The 20,526-nt window shown below is 51.5% G+C and carries 25 protein-coding genes and 1 CRISPR repeat array; of the genes, 8 read left to right on the plus strand and 17 right to left on the minus strand.

Going from position 1 to position 20,526, the window contains the following annotated elements; all coding sequences use genetic code 11:
* Positions 1-109 precede the first annotated feature (109 nt).
* From IMZ38_RS01640 to IMZ38_RS01685, 10 genes are all read right to left on the minus strand, one after another.
* Positions 110-1,648: an ATP-binding protein gene (locus tag IMZ38_RS01640; RefSeq protein ID WP_193436461.1), complete on the minus strand. Its 1,539-nt coding sequence runs from the start codon at positions 1,646-1,648 to the stop codon at positions 110-112.
* Between the two features lie 45 nt (positions 1,649-1,693).
* Positions 1,694-2,029 carry a hypothetical protein gene (locus tag IMZ38_RS01645; protein ID WP_193436462.1) on the minus strand — a complete coding sequence of 112 codons (336 nt, stop codon included), beginning with the start codon at positions 2,027-2,029 and terminating at the stop codon, positions 1,694-1,696.
* Complete coding sequence (locus IMZ38_RS01650) at positions 2,030-2,692, minus strand: hypothetical protein (protein WP_193436463.1); 663 nt, start codon at positions 2,690-2,692, stop codon at positions 2,030-2,032. It lies immediately after the preceding gene.
* The gene (locus IMZ38_RS01655; protein ID WP_193436464.1) at positions 2,616-3,137 is read right to left on the minus strand and encodes a hypothetical protein; all 522 of its coding nucleotides are present in this window, start codon (positions 3,135-3,137) and stop codon (positions 2,616-2,618) included. The genes IMZ38_RS01650 and IMZ38_RS01655 overlap by 77 nt, the downstream gene beginning before the upstream one ends.
* A gap of 142 nt (positions 3,138-3,279) precedes the next feature.
* Positions 3,280-3,564 (minus strand): hypothetical protein, encoded by a 285-nt coding sequence (locus IMZ38_RS01660; protein WP_193436465.1) that lies wholly within the window; start codon positions 3,562-3,564, stop codon positions 3,280-3,282.
* The gene (locus tag IMZ38_RS01665) at positions 3,540-3,917 is read right to left on the minus strand and encodes a hypothetical protein (RefSeq protein WP_193436466.1); all 378 of its coding nucleotides are present in this window, start codon (positions 3,915-3,917) and stop codon (positions 3,540-3,542) included. The genes IMZ38_RS01660 and IMZ38_RS01665 overlap by 25 nt, the downstream gene beginning before the upstream one ends.
* Positions 3,918-4,271: 354 nt before the next feature.
* Entirely contained in the window at positions 4,272-4,799 is a 528-nt protein-coding gene (locus IMZ38_RS01670) for a hypothetical protein (protein WP_193436467.1), read from the minus strand.
* Positions 4,780-6,099: an AAA family ATPase gene (locus IMZ38_RS01675; RefSeq protein WP_193436468.1), complete on the minus strand. Its 1,320-nt coding sequence runs from the start codon at positions 6,097-6,099 to the stop codon at positions 4,780-4,782. The genes IMZ38_RS01670 and IMZ38_RS01675 overlap by 20 nt, the downstream gene beginning before the upstream one ends.
* Before the next feature lie 182 nt (positions 6,100-6,281).
* On the minus strand, positions 6,282-6,548 hold the full coding sequence (locus IMZ38_RS01680; protein WP_193436469.1) for a hypothetical protein: 267 nt from the start codon (positions 6,546-6,548) through the stop codon (positions 6,282-6,284).
* A gap of 18 nt (positions 6,549-6,566) precedes the next feature.
* On the minus strand, positions 6,567-7,757 hold the full coding sequence (locus tag IMZ38_RS01685) for a hypothetical protein (RefSeq protein ID WP_193436470.1): 1,191 nt from the start codon (positions 7,755-7,757) through the stop codon (positions 6,567-6,569).
* A gap of 117 nt (positions 7,758-7,874) precedes the next feature.
* On the opposite strand from IMZ38_RS01685, the gene IMZ38_RS01690 reads away from it, so the two are divergent.
* Both IMZ38_RS01690 and IMZ38_RS01695 read left to right on the plus strand, forming a co-directional pair.
* A complete protein-coding gene (locus tag IMZ38_RS01690) occupies positions 7,875-8,201 on the plus strand; it encodes an excisionase family DNA-binding protein (protein ID WP_193436471.1) in 327 nt (108 codons plus the stop codon).
* 20 nt (positions 8,202-8,221) lie between these two features.
* A complete protein-coding gene (locus IMZ38_RS01695; RefSeq protein WP_193436472.1) occupies positions 8,222-8,446 on the plus strand; it encodes a recombinase family protein in 225 nt (74 codons plus the stop codon).
* A gap of 387 nt (positions 8,447-8,833) precedes the next feature.
* Here IMZ38_RS01695 and IMZ38_RS01700 read toward each other — a convergent pair whose 3' ends face one another.
* The 7 genes from IMZ38_RS01700 to IMZ38_RS01730 form a co-directional block, all read right to left on the minus strand.
* Complete coding sequence (locus tag IMZ38_RS01700) at positions 8,834-9,445, minus strand: phosphoribosyltransferase (RefSeq protein WP_193436473.1); 612 nt, start codon at positions 9,443-9,445, stop codon at positions 8,834-8,836.
* A gap of 18 nt (positions 9,446-9,463) precedes the next feature.
* Complete coding sequence (guaA, locus tag IMZ38_RS01705; protein ID WP_193436474.1) at positions 9,464-11,029, minus strand: glutamine-hydrolyzing GMP synthase; 1,566 nt, start codon at positions 11,027-11,029, stop codon at positions 9,464-9,466.
* A 58-nt stretch (positions 11,030-11,087) separates the two neighbouring features.
* Positions 11,088-11,475: direct repeats of the CRISPR family, unit length 24 nt; unit sequence CTTTCAGTCTTTTCTTATTGCTTC.
* A gap of 326 nt (positions 11,476-11,801) precedes the next feature.
* A complete protein-coding gene (locus IMZ38_RS01710) occupies positions 11,802-12,575 on the minus strand; it encodes a hypothetical protein (RefSeq protein WP_193436475.1) in 774 nt (257 codons plus the stop codon).
* A 67-nt stretch (positions 12,576-12,642) separates the two neighbouring features.
* Positions 12,643-13,164 carry a DUF6653 family protein gene (locus tag IMZ38_RS01715; RefSeq protein WP_193436476.1) on the minus strand — a complete coding sequence of 174 codons (522 nt, stop codon included), beginning with the start codon at positions 13,162-13,164 and terminating at the stop codon, positions 12,643-12,645.
* Positions 13,157-13,321, minus strand: coding sequence for a hypothetical protein (locus IMZ38_RS01720; protein WP_193436477.1), 165 nt, complete (start codon positions 13,319-13,321; stop codon positions 13,157-13,159). Before IMZ38_RS01720 ends, IMZ38_RS01715 begins: the two co-directional genes overlap by 8 nt.
* A complete protein-coding gene (locus tag IMZ38_RS01725; RefSeq protein ID WP_193436478.1) occupies positions 13,309-14,613 on the minus strand; it encodes a DNA topoisomerase IV subunit A in 1,305 nt (434 codons plus the stop codon). Before IMZ38_RS01725 ends, IMZ38_RS01720 begins: the two co-directional genes overlap by 13 nt.
* Positions 14,614-14,624: 11 nt before the next feature.
* Positions 14,625-16,223 carry a DNA topoisomerase VI subunit B gene (locus IMZ38_RS01730; RefSeq protein ID WP_193436870.1) on the minus strand — a complete coding sequence of 533 codons (1,599 nt, stop codon included), beginning with the start codon at positions 16,221-16,223 and terminating at the stop codon, positions 14,625-14,627.
* Positions 16,224-16,430: 207 nt separating this feature from the next.
* On the opposite strand from IMZ38_RS01730, the gene IMZ38_RS01735 reads away from it, so the two are divergent.
* Genes IMZ38_RS01735 through IMZ38_RS01755 form a run of 6 tightly spaced genes read left to right on the plus strand, consistent with a single transcriptional unit; the run spans position 16,431 to position 20,479 of the window.
* Entirely contained in the window at positions 16,431-16,661 is a 231-nt protein-coding gene (locus tag IMZ38_RS01735) for a hypothetical protein (protein WP_193436479.1), read from the plus strand.
* Between the two features lie 14 nt (positions 16,662-16,675).
* The gene (locus IMZ38_RS01740) at positions 16,676-17,929 is read left to right on the plus strand and encodes a carbon starvation CstA family protein (RefSeq protein WP_227410896.1); all 1,254 of its coding nucleotides are present in this window, start codon (positions 16,676-16,678) and stop codon (positions 17,927-17,929) included.
* The gene (locus tag IMZ38_RS07295) at positions 17,914-18,513 is read left to right on the plus strand and encodes a carbon starvation CstA family protein (RefSeq protein ID WP_227410897.1); all 600 of its coding nucleotides are present in this window, start codon (positions 17,914-17,916) and stop codon (positions 18,511-18,513) included. Before IMZ38_RS01740 ends, IMZ38_RS07295 begins: the two co-directional genes overlap by 16 nt.
* Positions 18,514-18,564: 51 nt before the next feature.
* Positions 18,565-18,861: a DUF7990 family protein gene (locus tag IMZ38_RS01745; protein ID WP_465250824.1), complete on the plus strand. Its 297-nt coding sequence runs from the start codon at positions 18,565-18,567 to the stop codon at positions 18,859-18,861.
* Positions 18,861-19,808 carry an ArsA family ATPase gene (locus IMZ38_RS01750; RefSeq protein WP_193436481.1) on the plus strand — a complete coding sequence of 316 codons (948 nt, stop codon included), beginning with the start codon at positions 18,861-18,863 and terminating at the stop codon, positions 19,806-19,808. The genes IMZ38_RS01745 and IMZ38_RS01750 overlap by 1 nt, the downstream gene beginning before the upstream one ends.
* Complete coding sequence (locus tag IMZ38_RS01755; protein ID WP_193436482.1) at positions 19,805-20,479, plus strand: hypothetical protein; 675 nt, start codon at positions 19,805-19,807, stop codon at positions 20,477-20,479. The genes IMZ38_RS01750 and IMZ38_RS01755 overlap by 4 nt, the downstream gene beginning before the upstream one ends.
* Positions 20,480-20,526: the final 47 nt, after the last annotated feature.

Genomic DNA, 20,526 nt, shown 5'->3' on the forward strand with positions numbered 1-20,526 from the left:
AGCTCGCGGGTTTTCCCAATGTTTCTAGCATTCTCGAGTATGTTATCAACCAGATTATCGAGCTCCCCAGCTAGTATCTCAGGAACTACGCCTGCTTCTTCTTCAACGCTCAGACCTGCTTCACCTCGATCAACACAGGATACTTCAACGGGTTGCCCAGCCCGGCGAAGTAGAACTCCCTGGTCGCCAATATGGCAAGGTCGTCGTACTCTACTCCTCCAAGGTCTAAAACACCTTTCAAATTGTCTAAGTCTCCAGGCGTCTGGAGCTTGCTGAAGAAGAACGTGTTGATATTGTTCCTTACATCAGTGCTGAAGTCGATCATCCTCTGGCTGGCGAGCACGAGCCCGAGACCCCACTTCCTCCCCTCCCTGGCAGTCCTCTCGATAATGCTGCTTGAAGGGTAGCAGCCCTGGTAGCAGGCGTAGTTGTGGGCTTCGTCAACAACTACTAGAGTGTTCACAGGCTTCTTCGCCTCGTCAATACGGTCCCAAATCCTGCGTAGAACAGAGTAGACCACATACTTCCGCTCCTCCTGCCTCACGGTGCTCAAGTCTAAGACAACCAGCCTGTCCTTCTCCAGCCTCTCGAGAATATCTCTACTGCTGATTCTCCTTTTGTTCAAGGATTCAATGTATTCCTTCTGCAACGACATGAATGTGACGTATTTCCTCTTACTGGTTGATTTTCCCGCCACGATATTTATCACGGTCTCAAACAGCTTTACGAGTGATGAAGTTTCCCACTTAACCTTCTTCATCTCCTCCTCTAAATCAACTGTTTCAAGCAGCACGGGCATCTTTTCCAACGCCTCTCCCACCTTGTTTTCACTAATGCTGACTTCAACCTTCCCCTCAACGCCCTTAGCAAACTCGGTGATAGACCGGTCCTGGCTTTCCGAGAATTTACGCAGATCACCCTTGCTCAGTATGTACAGGATGAGCGAGACGTATAGCGCATCCTCTCCCGCCTCCTTAGCCGATATTTCTTTTTTCAAATACTCGGCTATGGACTCCAGGTCCAGCGTGATCTCGGACGCGTCTAACACTTTACCCTCGAACCCCGGCACGTTAACGTAGTCCTGCCCCGAGTGGTCGAACACTAATACTTTCCAGTCGGTTTTCTCGAGTACCTCGTTCACCAGGGCTACAACCAGCTTAGACTTGCCCGTGCCTGTCGCCCCTACCACTCCTACATGGTATTTAAGCGCCTCCGGCTTCAACGGTATTCTTATCCTGCTGAACTTATGCTCCCCCAGCTCCAGGCCGGTTTCAAGCGCGAGTTTTACATCCCTCGGTGACTCGACAAGGTAGACCTCGCTCCTCGGCGCCGGAGGCTGTCTCGGAGGGGTTAGCTGGCCGTTTGGCTGGAGAACCCCTAGCACTCTCACGTACGAGGTTTCAAAAACCACCTCCCTCCCCTGCTTAGCCAGCTCCGGGTTGTCTATGATGCTGGATCTCTGCGACTGGTTGAGCAACGGGTCGTTCATCCTTAAGCTACGTATAACTCCAAAGTAATCCGTGTTCTTCTCGTCATCCTTGATTATGACGAAGGCTTCCTCCATGACTTGGTTTTCACAGCCCTTGTACACATGGATGGGGACGTTGACGGGTGAGGAACCGCTTACAACTACACCGATAGGCTTCAAGAACTCCACCACTTTTATTATTAGCTTAACACGTATTTATGCGCATCATCCTGCATTGTTCTCCTTCTCACTGCTGGCTGATGCGAGAATGGCGAGTATTAGTGCTGCGACAACCACGACTATGATCGTCCCAGCGATTACTCCGCCGATGAACCAGATCCTTCCGCCCTTCCTCACGCGGAGGGAGAGCATTGCACCGCTCCCCCAGACGGCCCCGATAACCATCAGTGCGCCCTCCGACAAGCCTGCAAGCCCCTGGCTTAGCTGAAAGTAGTCACGAGTCACCAGGAACAATAGAACCAGGATGGCGATAACGGTTGCCGCCACCCCGTACACTATCCCGGTGTAGAACTCGCTCTCGAAGCACTCTTCGTGGTCCACTTAAAACCACCCTGCGCGGCCCCTTTCTTCTTCATCCTCTGGGCAGGCGCCGGGCGGTAGCATCAGCCTCACACTGGTCAGGCGGTACACCTTCTCCTTCAAGTTAACATGCCTCGGTAGCGTGTAAACCAGCTCATTCCACCTCCAATTCTTCAGGCACTCCGGCTTGGATAGCTCCACAGGTATTTTAGCCCTCGACAGCTCTGCAATAGCCTCCCCGAGGTTGCTGAAAACCAGGGGCTCCTCACCCCTCGGGTCTGGCTTGATCCTAGCCTTCACCCTTACACTCCAGTCGGGGCCTGCGAGCTCAACATCCGGCTCCGGGTGCCCCGGGTGGAAGACCACCTCCTCGAGCCTGGACGTGCTTACTTCAACAGGCTCATCAAGCACCGCCTCTACCCAGTTGAACCAGTGTGTGTGCACCCCATTCCTCGAGTACTCCAGCACCACCTTGCCCCCAGGGCTCATCAGTGCAACCGGGTGGTGGGAGAGCCTCAGCGCCGCAACATATATATTCCAGTCCACGCCGGAGTCGTTGGCCAGCTCCCATACAATGGGTTTCTCCAGGACGAAGTAGCGTAGTTTCTCAAACTCTCTCTCCAGCTCGAAAGCCAGGTGTTTCACCTTGTCTAGAAGAGTCTCTCTCGGGAGGTGTAAACCCAACCTTACTGGGAGGGGATCTCATATCCCTTATACGGGGTTTCTCTAGCAGGGTTTTCACGAGCGGCCATGTCCGGCCGAAGACCAACTTGTATAAGGCTGGGTCCACGCCTACGCGGAAGAAGTTTGAGAGCACAGTGCTCAGTATGCAAGCCTTCATCTCCCAGGCCGTGGGCTTATCCATGGAGCCCGGTGCGAGCCCGCTGATGGTTAGGTGGGGCGCGGTGTGCTGGAGGTGGCGTATTAGAAGATACCACAGGGTCATCTCCACCGGTTTGAACAGGCTGTTTTCACCCTGTTCCTCCAGGACGCGGTCCACGTAGATGATCATCCTCCCGGTTCCAGGCTCATACACGCCGCCTACAGCTCTGCAAGGGCTTCCCCGAGGCCATGCCTGACTGTTCAACACGTCCCGGCCGGCAACTTCAAGCTTAACCGTGAACTTCAACACATCACGGGAGGTGTTAACGTGTTTTGTCAGAAAGTATATGTCTTCGAGAATGGGCGCGAGCTCCCTGGCCAGCTTGGACTCGACGGGTTTGAATAAGGCTTCTAGAGGATTCTTTACATGAAGGAATGGGGTATGCGTCCTATTTTTGTTTTTGTCCGTGTTTCTCCAAGTGTAACCTCCTTGGTAGTATCAGGAGGTGAGCATGTTTTCTGTGGAACTCACGCCACTTCTGAGCCAGCCCTCTATCCGCTAACCTATAGCCCTCACCTATGTCTTCTAGCTTAATGTCTTCGAGGCGGAGGCCCTCCTGTCTCAAGAACCCCTCTAGTATGTCCTTGAATGACTTGCCTTCATGGTGTACTTCTACCTCATTTCTCTTGTAGCATCTACCATCATCTGCTAGTATAGTGCCATCCGGCTGCATCCTAGACTTGATAAGCTCCCAATATCCGGCTCCACCTCTTCTCTAAACGCTCTAATCACATCGTTAATCCTGGATTTAGAAGAGCCTAAACTAGCATACTCCTCGCACGCTTTCCTATAAGACCAGTCAACCCGGGAGCCATCCTCCAACACAGCGTATAGAGTATGGCCTCCACGGACCCGTCTATGTAAACTACGGGACTTTTCAAAGCCGACTACTCGCTTACCCCTGGTTTTCTCATGGAACTTGCTGTAGCGCGAGAAGAGGGTGAATAAGAATTTATCGCGAATTAACTCTCCTTCTCTGTGATTTCCAAGCACCCGCTTAACCATCATAATACAGTCACTGTACAAGGCCCTGCACCCTGTTAAAAACACTTGTCAATACCTGGTAAGGCTCCGTGTCTTATAACTTTAGAAGCATATTCATAATTCATATGAGAATTTAAATAAGGTCTTCTCTACACAAGCCTTCTTGGGAGGGGATTCTTAAGCTTAAGAGGGATTCGCCCCCGTCTACTATGGTTTAGCCTGGTTCTCCCGTTAAACCTGTTGAAGATAGGGTTTTCGAGAGGAAGCGCGACGTTCAAATATATTGCAATAGCGCATGGACATGGCTGTTTCTACAGGGGTTGATCCAGCCGTATTGTATACCTCTTGTAGAAACAGACCTCCAGGGTTCAACTTTAACCTCGGTGCATGACTATGTTAGTATTGCACCGATGATATAGCGTTAACGAGTTTCCTAACCGCCTTGTAGCGAAGAAGCTTGTCCAGGGCTTCACTATCATCTACAATCTTCTCTATGAGCTTTGGAAGGAACCTCTTCCGATACCATCCATTAGTCAGCTCCTTAAGTCTTTCACTAGGTTTTCTGCCACCCGGTTTCTCGTTGTAGAGTGCGTGCAGAATCCACTCCTCTATCTCGTAGTCATTAACTACTAATTCTACTTTAGCTCCAAGACCTTGTTCTCTCGGTAAATGGTCTTCTTCCCTGCGTTCAGCTGTCTCAGGGTCTCCATCACCATCGATTAAAAGTACGACCTTATCGTACTCGTGACAGGAAGCTTCAATCACACGGTTGAGTTTAGCATTGCACCGTCCCGGCATAACTTTAACATGTACTTCCGCGCTGATCCTCCCAAGCTCGTATAGCTTGGAGAATAAAATACGTAGAGCTTCTTCCCCGTAACTATCCTCTGCAAACACCTTGACTCTATGGAGCAATGTATGCAAGATACTCACCCAAGGTAACGCCGAGTTCTTTCAACCTCTTAGCTAAAGCCTCCGGGTCTTCGAAGCGTTTATGGTGGGCTTCAAAACCTTTTTTCTCCATAACAATGATTTCACCAGGTTTCACGAGGTCTATGACTGCTGGGGAATGAGTTGTCGCAATAAACACGCTATCACTGTTTCTAACATCGTCTAGAAGCCTGTGTATTGCCTTGATATGGAGAGAATTCTCAAACTCGTCAACAACAATAATAGGACTACCTATGTCGAGAGCCAACTCTATGATCAAAACCTTGAGCAACCCGTTGGAAATAGATGGAGGATTAAACCTTGTCCCGCCCTCTACAACCTCTAGAAACACCCTACCATCGGTGGTAGGAACAACCCTTACATCAATATCGGGGGAATCAAGTATGTAGCTAATAGAAGACCTGACAGCCTCCGGTACTCTACCACCATACCTGGTTAACAGGAAAGGAGCTAAATCCTCGCCGAAAGGAGAGGGAATCACAACCCTAGTTACCCGTGCCGGTTCGCGAGCTCTAAACGAAGCCTCCGGAGATAGAATAACCATTCTATCCAATAAAATGTAGAGACTTACGAGAGCAGTAGCTATTTCAGTCACGGGAGGCGATTTATTAAGTTTCGACTCAAACAGCTCCTCCGGAATCAGGTTTAAGAGGAGAATGTGATCTTCCAAAACGGATATGACGTCCTCGATAATAGTTTTCCAGTCTTCACGGTCCTCATAAGAGTGTAACCTGAAGGAATCGTGTATAAACTCCAAGACATACCTGTATCCATGCTTGTGTAGGTCAATACCGCATTTTACATCTTCATAGCTAAATGTGCAGTTTCCTTCACGACATACTAACTCGAGATTCATTGTGGGTATACTGAGTTTTTCCTCGAGTATTTTAAAGCCGCCGCGGCCCGAAAAAGTGATCCTGTAATTAACTTTACTAAGTTCTAGGATTTCACCTCCCCAATCCTCCTTCAGGGCTTCCCACTCGTTTTTCTCGGGTTTCCAGGTAGTTGAGAATTCCATGCCTAGCTCTATATTGAGTTTTTCATCGTGATTCCACACGGCGTCTCTGTAACTCCACCAGTAGAGGAAGGGGTTGGGGACGCGGTTTTGCACATGGTTAAGCACTAGTTTGAAAAGGTATAGGGCTTCTATGAGGCTTGTTTTCCCGCTACTGTTAGGACCTACAACTATGTTTACACTGGTTAAAGGAATGTGTTCATCTCTTAAGCACTTGAAGTTTTTTACGGTAATACTCTTCGGTATAACTTTAAGCATGGGTTACCCATCTCGATATAATCTGTATTCACACAGGGTTGATTAAGGTTATTGTTGCTTATGATATACTTCTTGTTACGAACAGTTGTAAGGATTTTAAGCATTTTAGCCGGAGAGTAGAAGGTTCTACAGATAGTGCTAGTTCGTGCTGTTTTCAGAAACTGGTTTCGGAGTCTAACATGTTAAAGCTTATCAACCTGCTTGAAGATTCTACAGACCCAGGGCTTCCCAATCCTCTTTACTCCCCGTCCTCGCAGGGGATTAATTAATTCTAATAAGTTCCACGCTCCAAGGGTCTTCGAGGTTTCCTCTAGCTCTAGGAGCGTTATCACAGGTTTACTTGTGTCGGTAGATTTATCGGTCGTAGAAGCCTCGGCGTTAACATATTGAAATCCCTGAACCCTCTGCAGGCGTGTTGTCTTCATTGACCGCGTATCGGCTGTGTCCAACCCTACTCGTAGCTGCTTTTAAGGGCTTCCTTCAGCATTGTAATCGGGGCATGAGCCGGGGGAGAGCAGCAGGCTTATGCTGGCAAGTCGGTACACCTCCCCATAGACTATCAGCCTGGGTAGCGGGTAGGACAGTCTATCCCACATTCCTAGATTCCGGCACACTGGCTTGGGGAGTTTCACAGGTATCTTAGCCTCCGAGATCTTGGCGAGCGCTTCCCCCAGGTTGCTGAAGACTAGGGGTTCTTCATCCCCATAGCCCTGCCTGACGCTTGCCTTAACCCTTACTGCTTCGCCGCCGCTGATGAATTCTACAATTGGCTCAGCCCCTCCTGGATGGAGTATTATTTCCTCAAGCAAGGCTGTGTTCACCTCGACGGGTTCCTCAAGCACTATCTCCACGTCGTTGCAATAGTACTCGTAAGTCGTGTTAGAGTAGACTAGGGATATGGCGCCTCCAACGTTTTCTAAAATAACTGCGTTATTGCAGAACATTAGTGTTTTAACATACAGGGTCCATTCTAAGCCGATGTCGTTAGCCAGCTTTCTCGAAACAGGCTTCCCAGCGATGAAATACCTCAGCTTCTCAATATCCCGTGAAAGCGTGCCGGCCAGCTGGTTCACTCTGTGGAAGAGCGGGGTTCTCTCGCTTTTCAGAGGACTCTCCGTGTATAGTTCTAGGAGGGGGAACGATCTAGTGTAGACAATCCTATGACCGGTGGTGATTAACCGGTAATAGCCCGTGTTCGACAACATAGTGCTCAGCACGCACGCCTCCACCTCCCATGCCGTAGGCTTGTCAGCGGATTCAGTCACCAGCCCGCTGATGGTTAGGTGGGGCGCGGTGTGCTGGAGGTGGCGTATTAGAAGATACCACAGGGTCATCCTAGCCTTGTTTTCCAGGTTGAACCACTCCTGATCCATCAGCAAGCGGTCCACATAGATGATCATTTCCCTGGTGTCCGGCTCATACCTGCCGCTTATCATGTTGCACGGGCTTCTACTAGTCCATAGTGAAGGCTGTGGTGCATCCCTGCTCGAAGGTGTAAGCCTAACGGTGAACTCGAGCACGTCTCGGGAAGTATTCATGTAGTGTGTTAACGATGCCAACTCTTCGAGAACAGTCTTGAACTCCTCGGCCAGCTTGGATTCAACAGGTTTTAAGAGAGCTTCGAGAAGTGTTGGCTGCCGTGTGGAGGCATCTCCCACTATATAACCACCTGCAAATATTTATTTTTCTACCGGCGGATGCTTTTTAAATTTCATCAACAGGTATATTCTATTGTAGACGATTCTTTGCCGACTATTTCGGGAATTAAAGGATAAATGTCCGTTAAAACATATATTTTTATAGATAAGCGTGAAGTAGCCTTGGGAAAATCATACTTCTCAACCAGGGAGGTTGCGCGTTTACTCGGGGTTATCGACAGGACTGTTAGAAGGTGGATTAGGGAAGGCAGGATTGGGGCTGTAAGGATGAGGAGGAGGTGGCTGATACCGGCTTACGAGCTTAAAGCCCTCCAGCCCGTTCTCCGCGACCCCGGGGTTAAAGCCTCCAGGGTTGCAATATATGTCTACAGGCACGTGTCAGGCGAGAAGATCATACCCCCTCCTTCACGATCTCCCAACTCATCCCTGTTAAGGAGGAGGTGAGGCGTTGCGAGAAGGTAGCGGTGAGGTTTAAGTGGAGGATTGTAGAGGTGATTAGAGACATTGACTACACAGGGCAGGAGAGAAACGGCTTGGCAAGGCTGATGAAGCTGGCTAGGCTGCGCGACATAGACGCGGTAATAGTGTACTCGAAGAGAAACGCTTTCGGAGAATGCTACAGGTTCATAGAGGAAGCACTTGAAGCACTAGGAGTCCGAGTAATAGAAGTAGAAAACCTGCTACGCTAATCTTTCAACCCGCTTTTCACGAATCTGAAAGTCTGGGAAAATCTTCTATACCGTGTGGGTGAAGTATTCGGAGAAAAAGACGTTTAGGCTGCAAAATAAGGGCCAATCCTTGCCCTGTGGAAGCCGCTTGGAAAACCATCCGCATGGACTAGAACCCCCCGGTTCCAGCAGGGTTGCGCGGACAGCTCGTCAACGGGGAACCCTGGTTTCCCGGGAAACCCATAGAAAATTTTAATATCCTGTCATCAAATCAACGACTTGAAGCGATCAGAAAATATGTAATATTAAGGATTAACCGCTTGCTTCTTTTCCTCACTGCTTCACTCCTATACTTCTTCAAGCTTCTCGATGCACAGCTCTGGCATGGTCGCTGTAAGGAACCGTGTCTCAAGTAGGTTTTTCAACCTTGTCAACATACTTTTTCAGCGATGCCTTTATCCTTAATGGGTCCATGTAGAGCTCGCTTGCTCCTATGTCTCTCAGTGTTTTGAAAGCGTTCTCGTAAACATCCCCGCCTCCCTGCTTGGCGAGGCCGTAGAGTGTTTCGCTGAAGCTCCACGGGTAGAATATCCAGGCCCATTTCTCAACTCTTTCAACATAGTAGTTTGGTTTGAAACTGCTGCTCGCCTTGTAGTGTATCACGGCTGTTTTAACCTCAGCCGCCCCCAGCCCTTTCAGCAGCCTAACAATCCTGGTCAGTGTTGCACCAGTATCCACTACCTCATCCACGACGAGAATGTTCTTGCCCGCCGGGGCCAGCTCCTCGTGAGCCTTGATCTCAGGCTCCTCCCTCACACGCCCGCCTATCCCCCAGAGCCTGGATCTTAAAACCACGAGCTCGTCAACCCCTAGCACGTCGCTAACTATTCTAGCAGGGACAAGCCCTCCCCTGGAAACAGCCACCACTGTATCAGGGGATTCGCCAGCGTCTAGAAGGGTTGAAGCTAGCTTGTAGCAGTACTCAACCGCTTTGCTCCAGGGTATGTAGACAACCTCCACGCAGCCTCACCCTGGTTTTCAGCAAGGCTCGATCGTGCTAGGGGGCTTGGTTGTTACAGCGTAGGCAACCATGGTTACATCCTCAATGCTTCTCGTGATCTCCCTGGAAACCTCGTCTAGAATACTGTAAGGTAGCTTGAAGTAGTCAGCTGTCATCGCGTCACTGCTTTCAACAATCCTCACGATCACGACGTAGCCAACCCTTCTCGCATCCCCTTTAACCCCCACCCACTTGTCATCACCCACGACCGCGAAGGCTTGCCAAACCTTGTCGAGCAGTCCATGCCTCCTCAGCACTTGCTCAACCACTGCGGAAGCCCTCCTACATATCTCCAGCTTCCGCCTGGTGAAAACCCCTACAACCCTAACAGCCAGCCCTGGACCTGGGAACGGCTGCCTTTTAACAAAGTATTCTGGGACTCCCAGCATCCTGGCGACCTCCCTGACCTCATCCTTATACAGGTGTTTCAAAGGCTCAGCTACAAGGTACTTCTCCCTAAACCACAAGGGTAGTCCTGCAACATTGTGGTGTGACTTAATCCTGTCAGCAACCCCTGTCCCCCCGCTCTCAACAATATCCGGGTAGGTTGTCCCCTGGATGAAAACCCTTGCCCCCTGCTCCTCCATAACCTGGTCGAATACTTTAGCAAACTCCTCGCCTATGATCCTCCTCCTCTCCTCGCAGTCGGCAACCCCTTCAAGCCTTGACAGGAACCTCTCCTTCTCATCCAGTACGAGAGGCTTCAGCCCTGCCTTAGCCAGGTTTTCAACAACCTCCTCAACCTCCCCCTCGCGGAAAAGCCCGTGGTCAACCAGCACCGGTACAACCCTATCTCCGAGCACTCTCCTAGCGAGAGCTGCAGCCACTGTTGAGTCAACGCCCCCGCTGACCGCGGCAACCACGGGTCCTTCAACACCCTTGTACTTCTCGAGCTCAACCACCGTTAGAGAATAGTAGTAGTCCCTAACCCATTTCCTCTCAACCCCTGCGAAGCGTGCGAAATTGTCCAGGAGCTTCAACCCTTTAACCGTGTGCGACACCTCTGGGTGGAACTGTACAGTGTAAACAACTCTCCCACCCAGCACTATCTTCAAGGCCGCAACGATCCCGTTCTCGGAGACTGCTAGAACCCTGCTCCCCGGGGGAGGCTTGGACACGCAGTCCCCGTGGCTCATCCACACATACTCCTCCCCTCCCCAGCCGTTGAAAAGCTCATCCCGCTCAACCAGCCTAACCATAACCCTACCATACTCTCCACACCCCTTCTCGACAACGCCTCCCAGGATTCTAGCGATGAGCTGGTGGCCGAAGCAAACGCCCAGCACCGGTGTCTCAGCATCCCCTAGTACTCTCCGGGCTGAGTCCAGCACTGCCGGGTCAGCCTCGAGAACACTCCTCTGACTACCCGATAAGACTACCGCAGAGTATTTAGACAAGTCCACGCCCCCAACCCTGGTGTACGGGGTAACAACCGCCGGAACCCCTAGCTCCCTCAGCCTCCTAGCTATTAAGTGAGCGTACTGTCCCCCGTAATCCACTACTAGAACGGCTGAACCGGGTATGTGTATAGGAGCCTCCAACATGTAGAGAGATAATGCTGGCCCCGGCTTATAATGATTGCCGGAGAACACGTCATCGGCACTTTCAGTCTTTTCTTATTGCTTCTTGAGGCGCATAGAACTCGCAGTAATGTATACTATTACTTTCAGTCTTTTCTTATTGCTTCCTTGTAATATGTGAAGCAATTGCTGGAAAACTGTTATCTTTCAGTCTTTTCTTATTGCTTCTCAATCTTACAACACGTGAATTCAGTGTTTTCTTACTTTCAGTCTTTTCTTATTGCTTCGAATCTCTCGGGAACAATGTAGAGCGAGGGATTGTCGCTTTCAGTCTTTTCTTATTGCTTCAAGTATATTCGTTTTTGTTATCAGTGCCATAGAATATCTTTCAGTCTTTTCTTATTGCTTCGTTTGAGGAGCATGAGGAATGTGGATATGTTGATGAACTTTCAGTCTTTTCTTATTGCTTCTAGTCGTTGTTTTGATGGCTGGGGTTTTTAAGGTTTGCGGCTGTTTTTCCGGAAAACCGGGGGTTCTCGTTGATGTGCCGTCCGTTAAGCCCTGCTTGAAACAAAATTTTTAGATCCATGACTAGACCCCTATCCGCGATCGATTTTCCAGCGAACTTCCTGCTGAGTTGGCTTGTGGAGGCGCTGGACCAGTGCCGGTGTTTTTGGTATAGCCCAGTATTCTACAAGCTGAGCTCAACGTGGGTGAGTAGTTGACTCTGACCCTGGTGTGCGTGATTATAGTTGCTTTACAGCCCCCTGGCTTCCGGGGTGGTCAGTCTCCTTTTTCACCAGCTCCCGCTCTTCAGCCGGCTTATCATCAGCCAGTACTCTTTGTCGTTGAATAGTGCTTCAGCCTCGTTCTCAACCTTGTTCAGTATTCCCTTAGCACCCTTGGATATAAAGCTCGAAATCTCTCCGGCGTTAACAGCTCCAGCGCCGAGCGGGTTCGGGGGAAGCCCCACTCTCCCAATGCTTGCCTTGGCGAGGAGCCATGCCCCGATCACCTCTGGCCTCGATGCCTGCACCAGGCTGTCTGCTGTAAGCTTCCTGTTGGAGAACCAGTAGAGCTCTCTAGTGAAGGCTACTGCCAGGGTTCTCCTAAGCTTGTCAACCCATTCATCGTAAAGTTCCCCAGCCTTCTCCCTCACCTTTTCAAGGGCTTTGTCAACGTCTACATGGGTGAGAGGAGCCCTGTAAACAGCCTTGGCGAAACCCTTGTCAAGCACAGGCTCCAGCGACCCCCACAGCACCACGAGGCTGGAGGCGTAGGAGCTGTGCATCACGCTCGTCATGAAGGACTCTGCAAGGTCTCCGGGGGGCTGGAGACCTCTCCCCTCCAGCACGGCTTCAACCTCCCACGGCTCCAAAGGATCTGCCGCGGCTGGCTCACCGTTAACCAGGAGCCAGGGCACGCTCCAAGCCTTCTTCTCGAAACCAACCCCTGGCTTATCAGCTACCAGGATTCTTAAACGGTTTAACAAGCCTTTCTCGCTGAGTGTTTTCAGCAGCCTGTAGCTTGAGAAGCATGTTGGATGTACAACCAGCTCGACAGTGCTCACAGGGATCAACCATTATTTAGTATTTATTCTGAACCCGCTTTAATAACAAGCTACAGTGCTTCAGCACTCAGTAAACCCAGTTCTTGGAAACCGGGTGATCCTTCAAATCCTCGAACAGCCAGACCATTCTGTCAACATACCAGAGCATGCCAAAACACGCGGTGATGCAGCCTGCCACGGTGGTCAAGGGCTCGAGCGCCACTATCCCGTAGAACAGGAGGATGGCTCCTGCAAGGCTTAGCATTGTCAAGGCGAATGCGGCCTTCACATGGTGCTCTGGTATTTCAACACAGTACTCTCTCCTGCTCACCATTATCCTCTCGCCGAAAACACCCTTGCTAGCCCGGTTGCGGGTTGAACGGGGCTTTGGGAAAACCCTGGGGTTTAGAAACGTCCACGCCGCGATCACCGCTAAGGGGATTAGGAAGAACAGCCTATCCACGCGCGAGACCAGCAGGCAATTGTGAAGAATAGTGGGGGGCCTGGTTGCGAAGCTCCAGGGATTGGCATGCCTCATCCAGGCTTCATCCTTCATCCTCATTGCAGACGATGTCTTACCCAGGATTCTCCCGAGTATTCTATCAACCACGCTCTCCCTGTACTGTGTGCAAGCACTGCTCGTTTTGAAAAACCTGTTTAACAGGTTCAGATGAGACAGGTTTTCTCATCCCTTCCGCGTCAAGCCCGTTTTCCTCATCATCGCTTAAATCTTTGTGTTTAAAGGGTTTTAACCCTAGTCTATCCAATCCTTCGTCTCAATCTTCTCCGGGATGTAGCTGTCTGCTAGGAATTTAAGCCCCTTACTAGCCATTGCCTCGATCTCGAGCTTGCTGAGGGTTTTGAAGAATATGCAGAGCTCCCTAACCCATTCGGGGCTCCTGAACCAAGGGTAGCCTGTCAACCCCTCCTTCCTCTTCTTAACCTTGCTCTTCAAATCACCCTCGTCCATGCAGACTTCGGCTACCTCGTAGCCGACGAGCTCGACAGCTCTCTCAACATCCTTCTGCTTAGCCTTGATAATATAGTTCCTCCTCTCCTTCTCATCGAGATAGGCTTTCTTACCGTGAAGCCTTGCCAGGGATGATTTCGAAATCCCTGGGAAGCCCTTGTCAAGCCTTGCCAATACCTCGCTGAACGGGGCGTCCCCGAAGACATCGGTCATCATCACCCCTATGAACTTCGCCCCAGGGGTTGCAAGCCTCTCGCTCTCGTAGGACAGGGTTATACTGCCTATTTTGAAAACACTGTAGATGTAGTACCCGTAGGGGTCGCTGTCGGCGAGCACGTACACGGGGAGCTTCAACTCCTCGCTAAGCCTTCTCACAAACCTCCTGGTAGCCCTGTCCGGCTGCCCGGCGCTGGTAACCAGTACCGCCTTGTTCTTCCTCCAGAAACCATACCTGTGGAGCTGTTGGAACACAGCATCCTTCTCCACCACGAGCACGTACTCGGCGTCAACATCCTTGAACTCTATCAGGTCCGGCGTGGGCTCGATCGAGTAGGCTCCATGCCCCATCCTGCTCAAGTCTATGGTGTCGTCGCCGCTCCTGATCACCAGGTTCCCGACAACCTTCCCCTTCTCCTTGCTGAGGATGAGCAGCTCCTCTCTTAAAACGTTGAGGAAGACTTCAAGATCTCTTATAACGCTGTCAGACTCCTTCTGCTCCTCCCAGCTGTTCTCATGCACCACCTTCCCGTCAATATCCCTGTAGGAGATGGTGTGTTTACCCCTGTAGTAGAGGTCACGTATCGTAGGGTACTCGTTGTTGACCAGGGAGTCGTAGATTATCGAAGCCATCAGCATTGTCTGCATGAACTTCCTTGCCTCGTTGACATCGGTGAAACTCCTCTTCAACGTCTCGGGACCGAGCAGTAGTAGCTTGTGCCTGTGGTCGTAGATGGTGTTGGAGAGTGTTCTCTTAGGCATTACGAGAACAGGCCTCTCTCCTTTAAGGATTAGCTGGGATATTTCGAGAAACCTCCTCCTCATAAGCTCGCTAGCCCTTGCCCTTGCCTGCAGGTCCGCCTTGGTAACCATAAACCCCTCCCTCAAGTACCTATTTCGACTGTTTCAAGGCTCTTGACAACCTCCTCCAGCGGTATCCCAGCCCTTTTAGCAACTATTTCAGCAAGCCTCTGCTCGAGGATATCCTGGTTGATCCCGTCCTCCCCTCTCACGATCGTGTGGAGGCTTCTAGCTATCTCGGGAATATACTTGGCGAGGAGGACAACCCTCCTCTTAACCTCCTCCTCCCTAGCCTTCCTCACCAGGTATATCTTCAGCTTGCGTAAAACCTCCATTAAGGCAAGCCTTATCTCCCTCCTGATCTCGGGCACGTCGGCAATGCTCTCCTTGCCAACTCCTTTGAAAGGTATCTTAGTGCTGCACACGTGCACCAGGACCACGAGAGGTGCTGGGAAAACTATCGAGTAGTTAGCCCAGTTAATATCCTCCTTGACGACGAAGGTTGTCACATCACTGCCCTCGTCGTAGAGGAGCGGTATCTTGTTAGCATACCTAAGTATTACAGGCTTATCCGCCTCGCCCAGGGGCGTGCCTCCCCCGTAAGCAACCCCCGCCTCCACGATGAACGGGTGGCCGTGGTAGACCTGCGGCCTTCTCGTCACGGCTTCAACGAACTCCGGCTTGAACATCCTGGATAAGCCTGCAACAATAATCTCCCTCCCCAGCGGCGAAATAGCCTTGGCTGAGGGGGGCCTGAGGTTTTCAAACCCCTTGATAGCGTTCACAATCCTGAGCAGCTCATCCTCGCTCAGGGAGCCCGCCGGCTTCGAAGGATCGACCCCGGCCCTGCTTAAAACCTCAGTGGCTGTTGACTCCCCAACGCTCTGGAAGTTCTTGATCAACAGGTCTTTAACGGTCTCCGACGTGTTCAAATCCCTCATCTGCTTCAACATCTCGAGGTCGACGCCGAAGGGGTGTGGCTTAACCTCCACCGGGGGCCTGGGCAGGATGCTTATCGCCCGGGGGTAGTAGACTATCTCGTTCTCCGGGGTTATGAATATGATGTTCGCGTAAGGGGTGACCACTACTGAGCGTTGCAGGTACTCCATGATCTTCGGCTTAGCCCTGGCCCAGTCGCCCTCGAGCGTTATAGACACTATTGTCCCATGCCAGTCCCTGGTCTTCCTCCACGTCCCCTTCTCAAGGATCACCGGCTCGTTCCTGTTCACATCTATCCTCAGCTTGAAATAGTATATCCTCTTAAACCCCTGCTTGCTCGTGATTACTTCAACAGGCCTGCCAGTTGTCATCTGCCCGTAGAGCACAGCCATTTTAACACCGAGCCCGTACATCCCCCGGGTCTGCTTCAAAACATACTTGCTGCTGAACAATACTTTTCCAAAAGCGTTTGGAACCACGTCCGGGGGCAGCCCTATCCCGTTGTCTTCAACGGTAACCCTGTAGTACTCTTGGATCTCGTCAACCTTCCTGATAGCTATCTTGACATCGGGGAGTATTCCGTGAGCATCGGTAGCGTCTAAAGCGTTCTCGTAAAGCTCCCTCACAGTCTGATAGAGTGCTCTAACAGGGTTGGAGAAGCCGGCGATCTCCCTGTACTTGTAGAAAAACTCAGCGGGGCTTATAGCCCTGTACTTCTCAACGCCCTCAACGCTGTTAGACATTTTAGGCAAACCCCTAAATACCTGTAAACTCTGATCTATTATCCAGTAATACTCTTTAAAAACAAAAGCACGGGTTCCCAGCCCCGCACGCTGCTTCAAGAGCCTGCCGCTTAAACCAGGGCTTGAAAACCTCTACATCCAACCGGTTTTAACGAGAGATATTTATACTACGTGTGGATAAATTACCTACTTGGAGAGGTGGATTACGTGAGCCCCAAGGAGGTCTTGGGATTACTCATAACCATCATCGCCATAGCAATAATATTCTACGCCTATATATCAACCGGTGGAGTCGTGAAAGGGGATATAGCGATTGCAGCAGGTGTTGCAGGCTTCATCTTAATACTTGTTGGACCATACCTGTGGCTTGGAGAGGTTCCATCAGCTATTAGCAAGTTCGTAGAGGCTAAGACAGGGGTTAAGCTGGAGCAGAAGTAGGAGGTGTTGTGTTAATGTACCCGATCCTCATCCTCGTGATCGTTCTCGTTATCTACGTGCTGGCATACGTCTTCTACGGGAAGAAGATACTTGAGCAACGGGTCACAAAGGCAGACCCTAACAGGCCGACCCCTGCGCTGACCAAGTTCGACGGCGTCGACTATGTTCCAGCCAATAAGTACGTTCTATACGGCCACCACTTCGCATCGATCGCCGGGGCGGGGCCTATCACCGGTCCAGCGCTCGCGCTTAACTGGGGCTGGGGGCTCCCGCTCATATGGGTGCTGTTCGGCAACGTCTTCATCGGTGCAGTCCACGACTACCTTGCAATAATGTCGAGCGTCAGGTACGGCGGCTTATCGGTGATGAGTATTTCAGAGTCCACGATGGGGAAGAAGGCGAGGTATGTATTCCTAGCGTACACCTGGTTCGCCCTGATCCTGGTTCTCGCAGCATTCCTCAGCGTTGCGTCATCAACATTCATAAGCGTTCCCTCAGCAGCCACGGTTGCAGTCTTCTACATGCCTCTAGCCTTATTGTTCGGCGTGATGGTGTACAGGTTCGGGGTCAACGTTAAGAAGGCAACCGTCATAGCGCTCGTCCTCGAGGTGGTGCTGATATATGCTAGCTACTACACCCAGCTAGTCATGCCTGGGGACGCGCCCGTCCCGTATCAGACATGGGTTGTTATACTTGCGGCCTACAGCTTCATCGCGGCGTCGCTACCGGTATGGTTCCTGCTCCAGCCTAGGGACTACTTGAACGCATACCTGCTGTGGGGCTTCGTAGCCCTGGCGATCCTAGCCCCTCTAGCAATACCTCTCATAGGGCTGACCGGCCCCTTGATAACCAGCTTCGTCGCTAAGGGAGCCACTATCGGGGCGATCGGCGAGGCAGCGAGGGCTGACATAGCATGGTTCTGGCCCACAGTCCCCTTGACGATCGCGTGTGGAGCGCTGTCAGGCTTCCACTCCGTAGTAGGTTCGGGGACAACGTCTAAGCAGCTTGCCAACGAGCTCGACGCCCTCCTCGTAGGGTATGGTGGAATGTTGACGGAGGGAGCTGTCTCATCCCTTGCTGTAATACTTCCGGCCGCCATAGTCTGGGATTTCACAGCCTTCGCATCCAACGCTGGCTTAACAACCGCCACGCTCCTGAACTCCGGGCTTAACGTGACGGCCACGCCCACGGTGTTAAACCTGGCTGGAACCGCCAGGTTCTACACATCCTACGGCCTAGTGCAAGCGCTCATGTGGTCGAGCTCCTAGGGGTTGAGAACTTCCCAGCCCTGTACAAAGGATTCTCAACCTTTGCCGCATGGGCTCTCTCAGCATTCGTGCTGACAACGCTCGACACTGCTAACAGGCTGGCAAGGTTTGCATGGGTGGAGCTGTTCGACTGGGTTAAGCCCAGGAAGCCCGGCGTTCACAAGGTGATAGCCAACAGGTGGATTGCATCCCTGATACCGATACTGCTTGGAGCGGTAATGGCTCTGCCGCAGGTCACGGACCCGTTGACAGGCAGGCTGATATATGCCTACCAGCTGATATGGCCAGCATTCGCAGGGACAAACCAGTTGCTCGCGGCAATAGCACTGCTCACCGAGGCTTTATGGGTTTACGCGGTCTTGAAGGTCAGGGGTAAGGTCAGCCTCCTGATCATGGCCCCGGCAGTGTTCCTCTGGGTGACGGTTACATCAGCACTCTTCATCTGGCTCCTCCTCGTTGTGCCAAGCCTGCCAGCACTCTATATTGCTACTACAGGTCTCATAGTAGCTGTGTCTCTAGCGCTGGATATCGCCCTGATACTGCTGTTCGTTAAATCCCTGAGGCATGCCAGCGTGAAAGCATAAGTCCTTTCTTAATAAACCTTTTTTCAACATAATTCTCATCGGTGCTTGCTAATGGTTTTGGAAAAGATAAGGAGCTTTCTCAGGGAGCTACTCCTTTTCATCAAAGGGTTTAACCAGGCAATACTCGAGCAGAGCGTGGAGGCGTTGCAGGCTGAGTATGTTGAGCTGGAGAACGCATTCCTCACAATGCTCTTCGGCCCCCTGGTAGGCGTTAAAACAATCCCTGTCTTCCTCTCCCTTGAGCTCCTGGAGGCTGTTAAGGAGGAGGTGTCGATACTGGAGTCCCGGGGGTTCAGAGGGGAGGATGTGCTAGGGGATTTAATGTCGTCGCTGGGAGGTGAGTGGTAGTGCTTCAAGACCTTATCAAGCCATACTCCTGCTGCCCGCACGTGGTGGTTGTGATAGGGAAGGGGGGTGTCGGCAAGACCACAGTATCCCTCCTCCTCGGCGCAGCGCTTGCGAGGCTGGGGAGGACGCTGGTTCTAAGCCTCGACCCGGCCAAACACCTGGCAAAGTACATTGGGGAGGAGGTTGTCGACAGGGAGCACGTGCTCGGGGAAAACCTGGCTGTGAGGCAGCTGGATGTTGAAAAGGAGGTTGCCAGACAGGCTGACCAGTACTCCAGCATGCTCAAATACCTTCTACCATCCCTCACAGTCTTAAACGTTGACAGCGTGGTGGACGTTGTCAAGTACATGCCGGGTGTTGAGGAGGAGGTTTTCCTAAGGGTTTTAGACAGCGTATACTCCAGCCGGGACTACAGCTTCATAGTGGTTGACACGCCTCCCACAGGCGTCACCCTTAGAACCCTCTACCTCCCACTGCTCTACATGGTCTGGCTTGACAAGCTGATCAAGGTTAGGGAGAGGATTGTCTCCCTGAGATACGTTATCGCGAGAACCACGGGGAGGGAGGCTGAGGCAAGGGATAAGGCCCTGTCTATTCTCCTCGAGATGAAGCAGCGGTACTCAAACCTCATGGACGTGTTGAAGAATCCTGCGAGAACCTCCTACGTAGTGGTTGCAACCCCGGAGCCTCTGCCGGTTTACGAGATGGAGGAGACTGTTAGCTTCCTGGAGAAGAGGCTCGGGGCTCCCGCTAAAGCCCTCGTGCTCAACAAGATCCTCCCCGCTGAAATGGCTCGGAGAATGGGGGTGGAGCAGCAGCAGAAGGCTTTCATTGAAAAACTCTCCTCTATTAAAAAACCCCTCGTCCTCATAAACTATCTCGGAAAGCCCACGGAGAGCTTCGAGGATGTTAAGAAGCTTGAAAGCCTTGTCGAGGTGGTTGGGTGAGCATTGAAGACTTGCTCTCGCTTTACGGCGTGATAATTCTGATAGCGATCCTCGGCGCGGCCTCAGCCATATGGTTTTTCAGGCAGAGGCGTAGGCTGATAGTGTTGCTGAGGGATGTGGTGCTAGCTCTTGAAAAGCACTTCAACCCTTCAAGCAAGGAGTACCAGTGGCTCGGATACATCGTAGGCTTCAAGGCCAGGTACGTCCTCCCAGGCAAGCACAGGGTTTACCTACTGCTCACCACAGTCCCAAGGCACTCCCTGCTATACTACCCCTTCGCCAAGATCGCGGGTAGGAGGGACAGGCTTGAAATAGCCTTCAACCCGAGCGACAGGGTTGTGGCTGGAGAGGTCTACCTGGTTAAGAAGAACAGTAGGGTTGACAACACTGTTCTCAGAAACAGCGTGGGGGACAGGCTTGACAAGATGTTTTCAAGAGAGGTTAGAGGATTCTACGACTACATAGTATTCTACAGTGATGAATCCCTCTACGACAAGGTAGCCGGGGCTGTAGCGAGCTCTAACCTGCCTGTAACCATGATCGCCACTTACCCGGGACAGAACATTGTCTCCGCCGCATACGACCTATCCCTGAGCACTCTCAGCGAGTTCCTGGCTTTTCATGAAAGGCTTGTCAAGGAGCTAACCGTCCCCAGGGCTGTAAGGAAGTAGCTTCCCCACTGCTTTAAATATCCAGTCTCCAATAAAGTATTCATGTG

It is taken from the genome of Thermosphaera aggregans (assembly GCF_014962245.1).
GTDB classification, from domain to species: domain Archaea; phylum Thermoproteota; class Thermoprotei_A; order Sulfolobales; family Desulfurococcaceae; genus Thermosphaera; species Thermosphaera chiliense.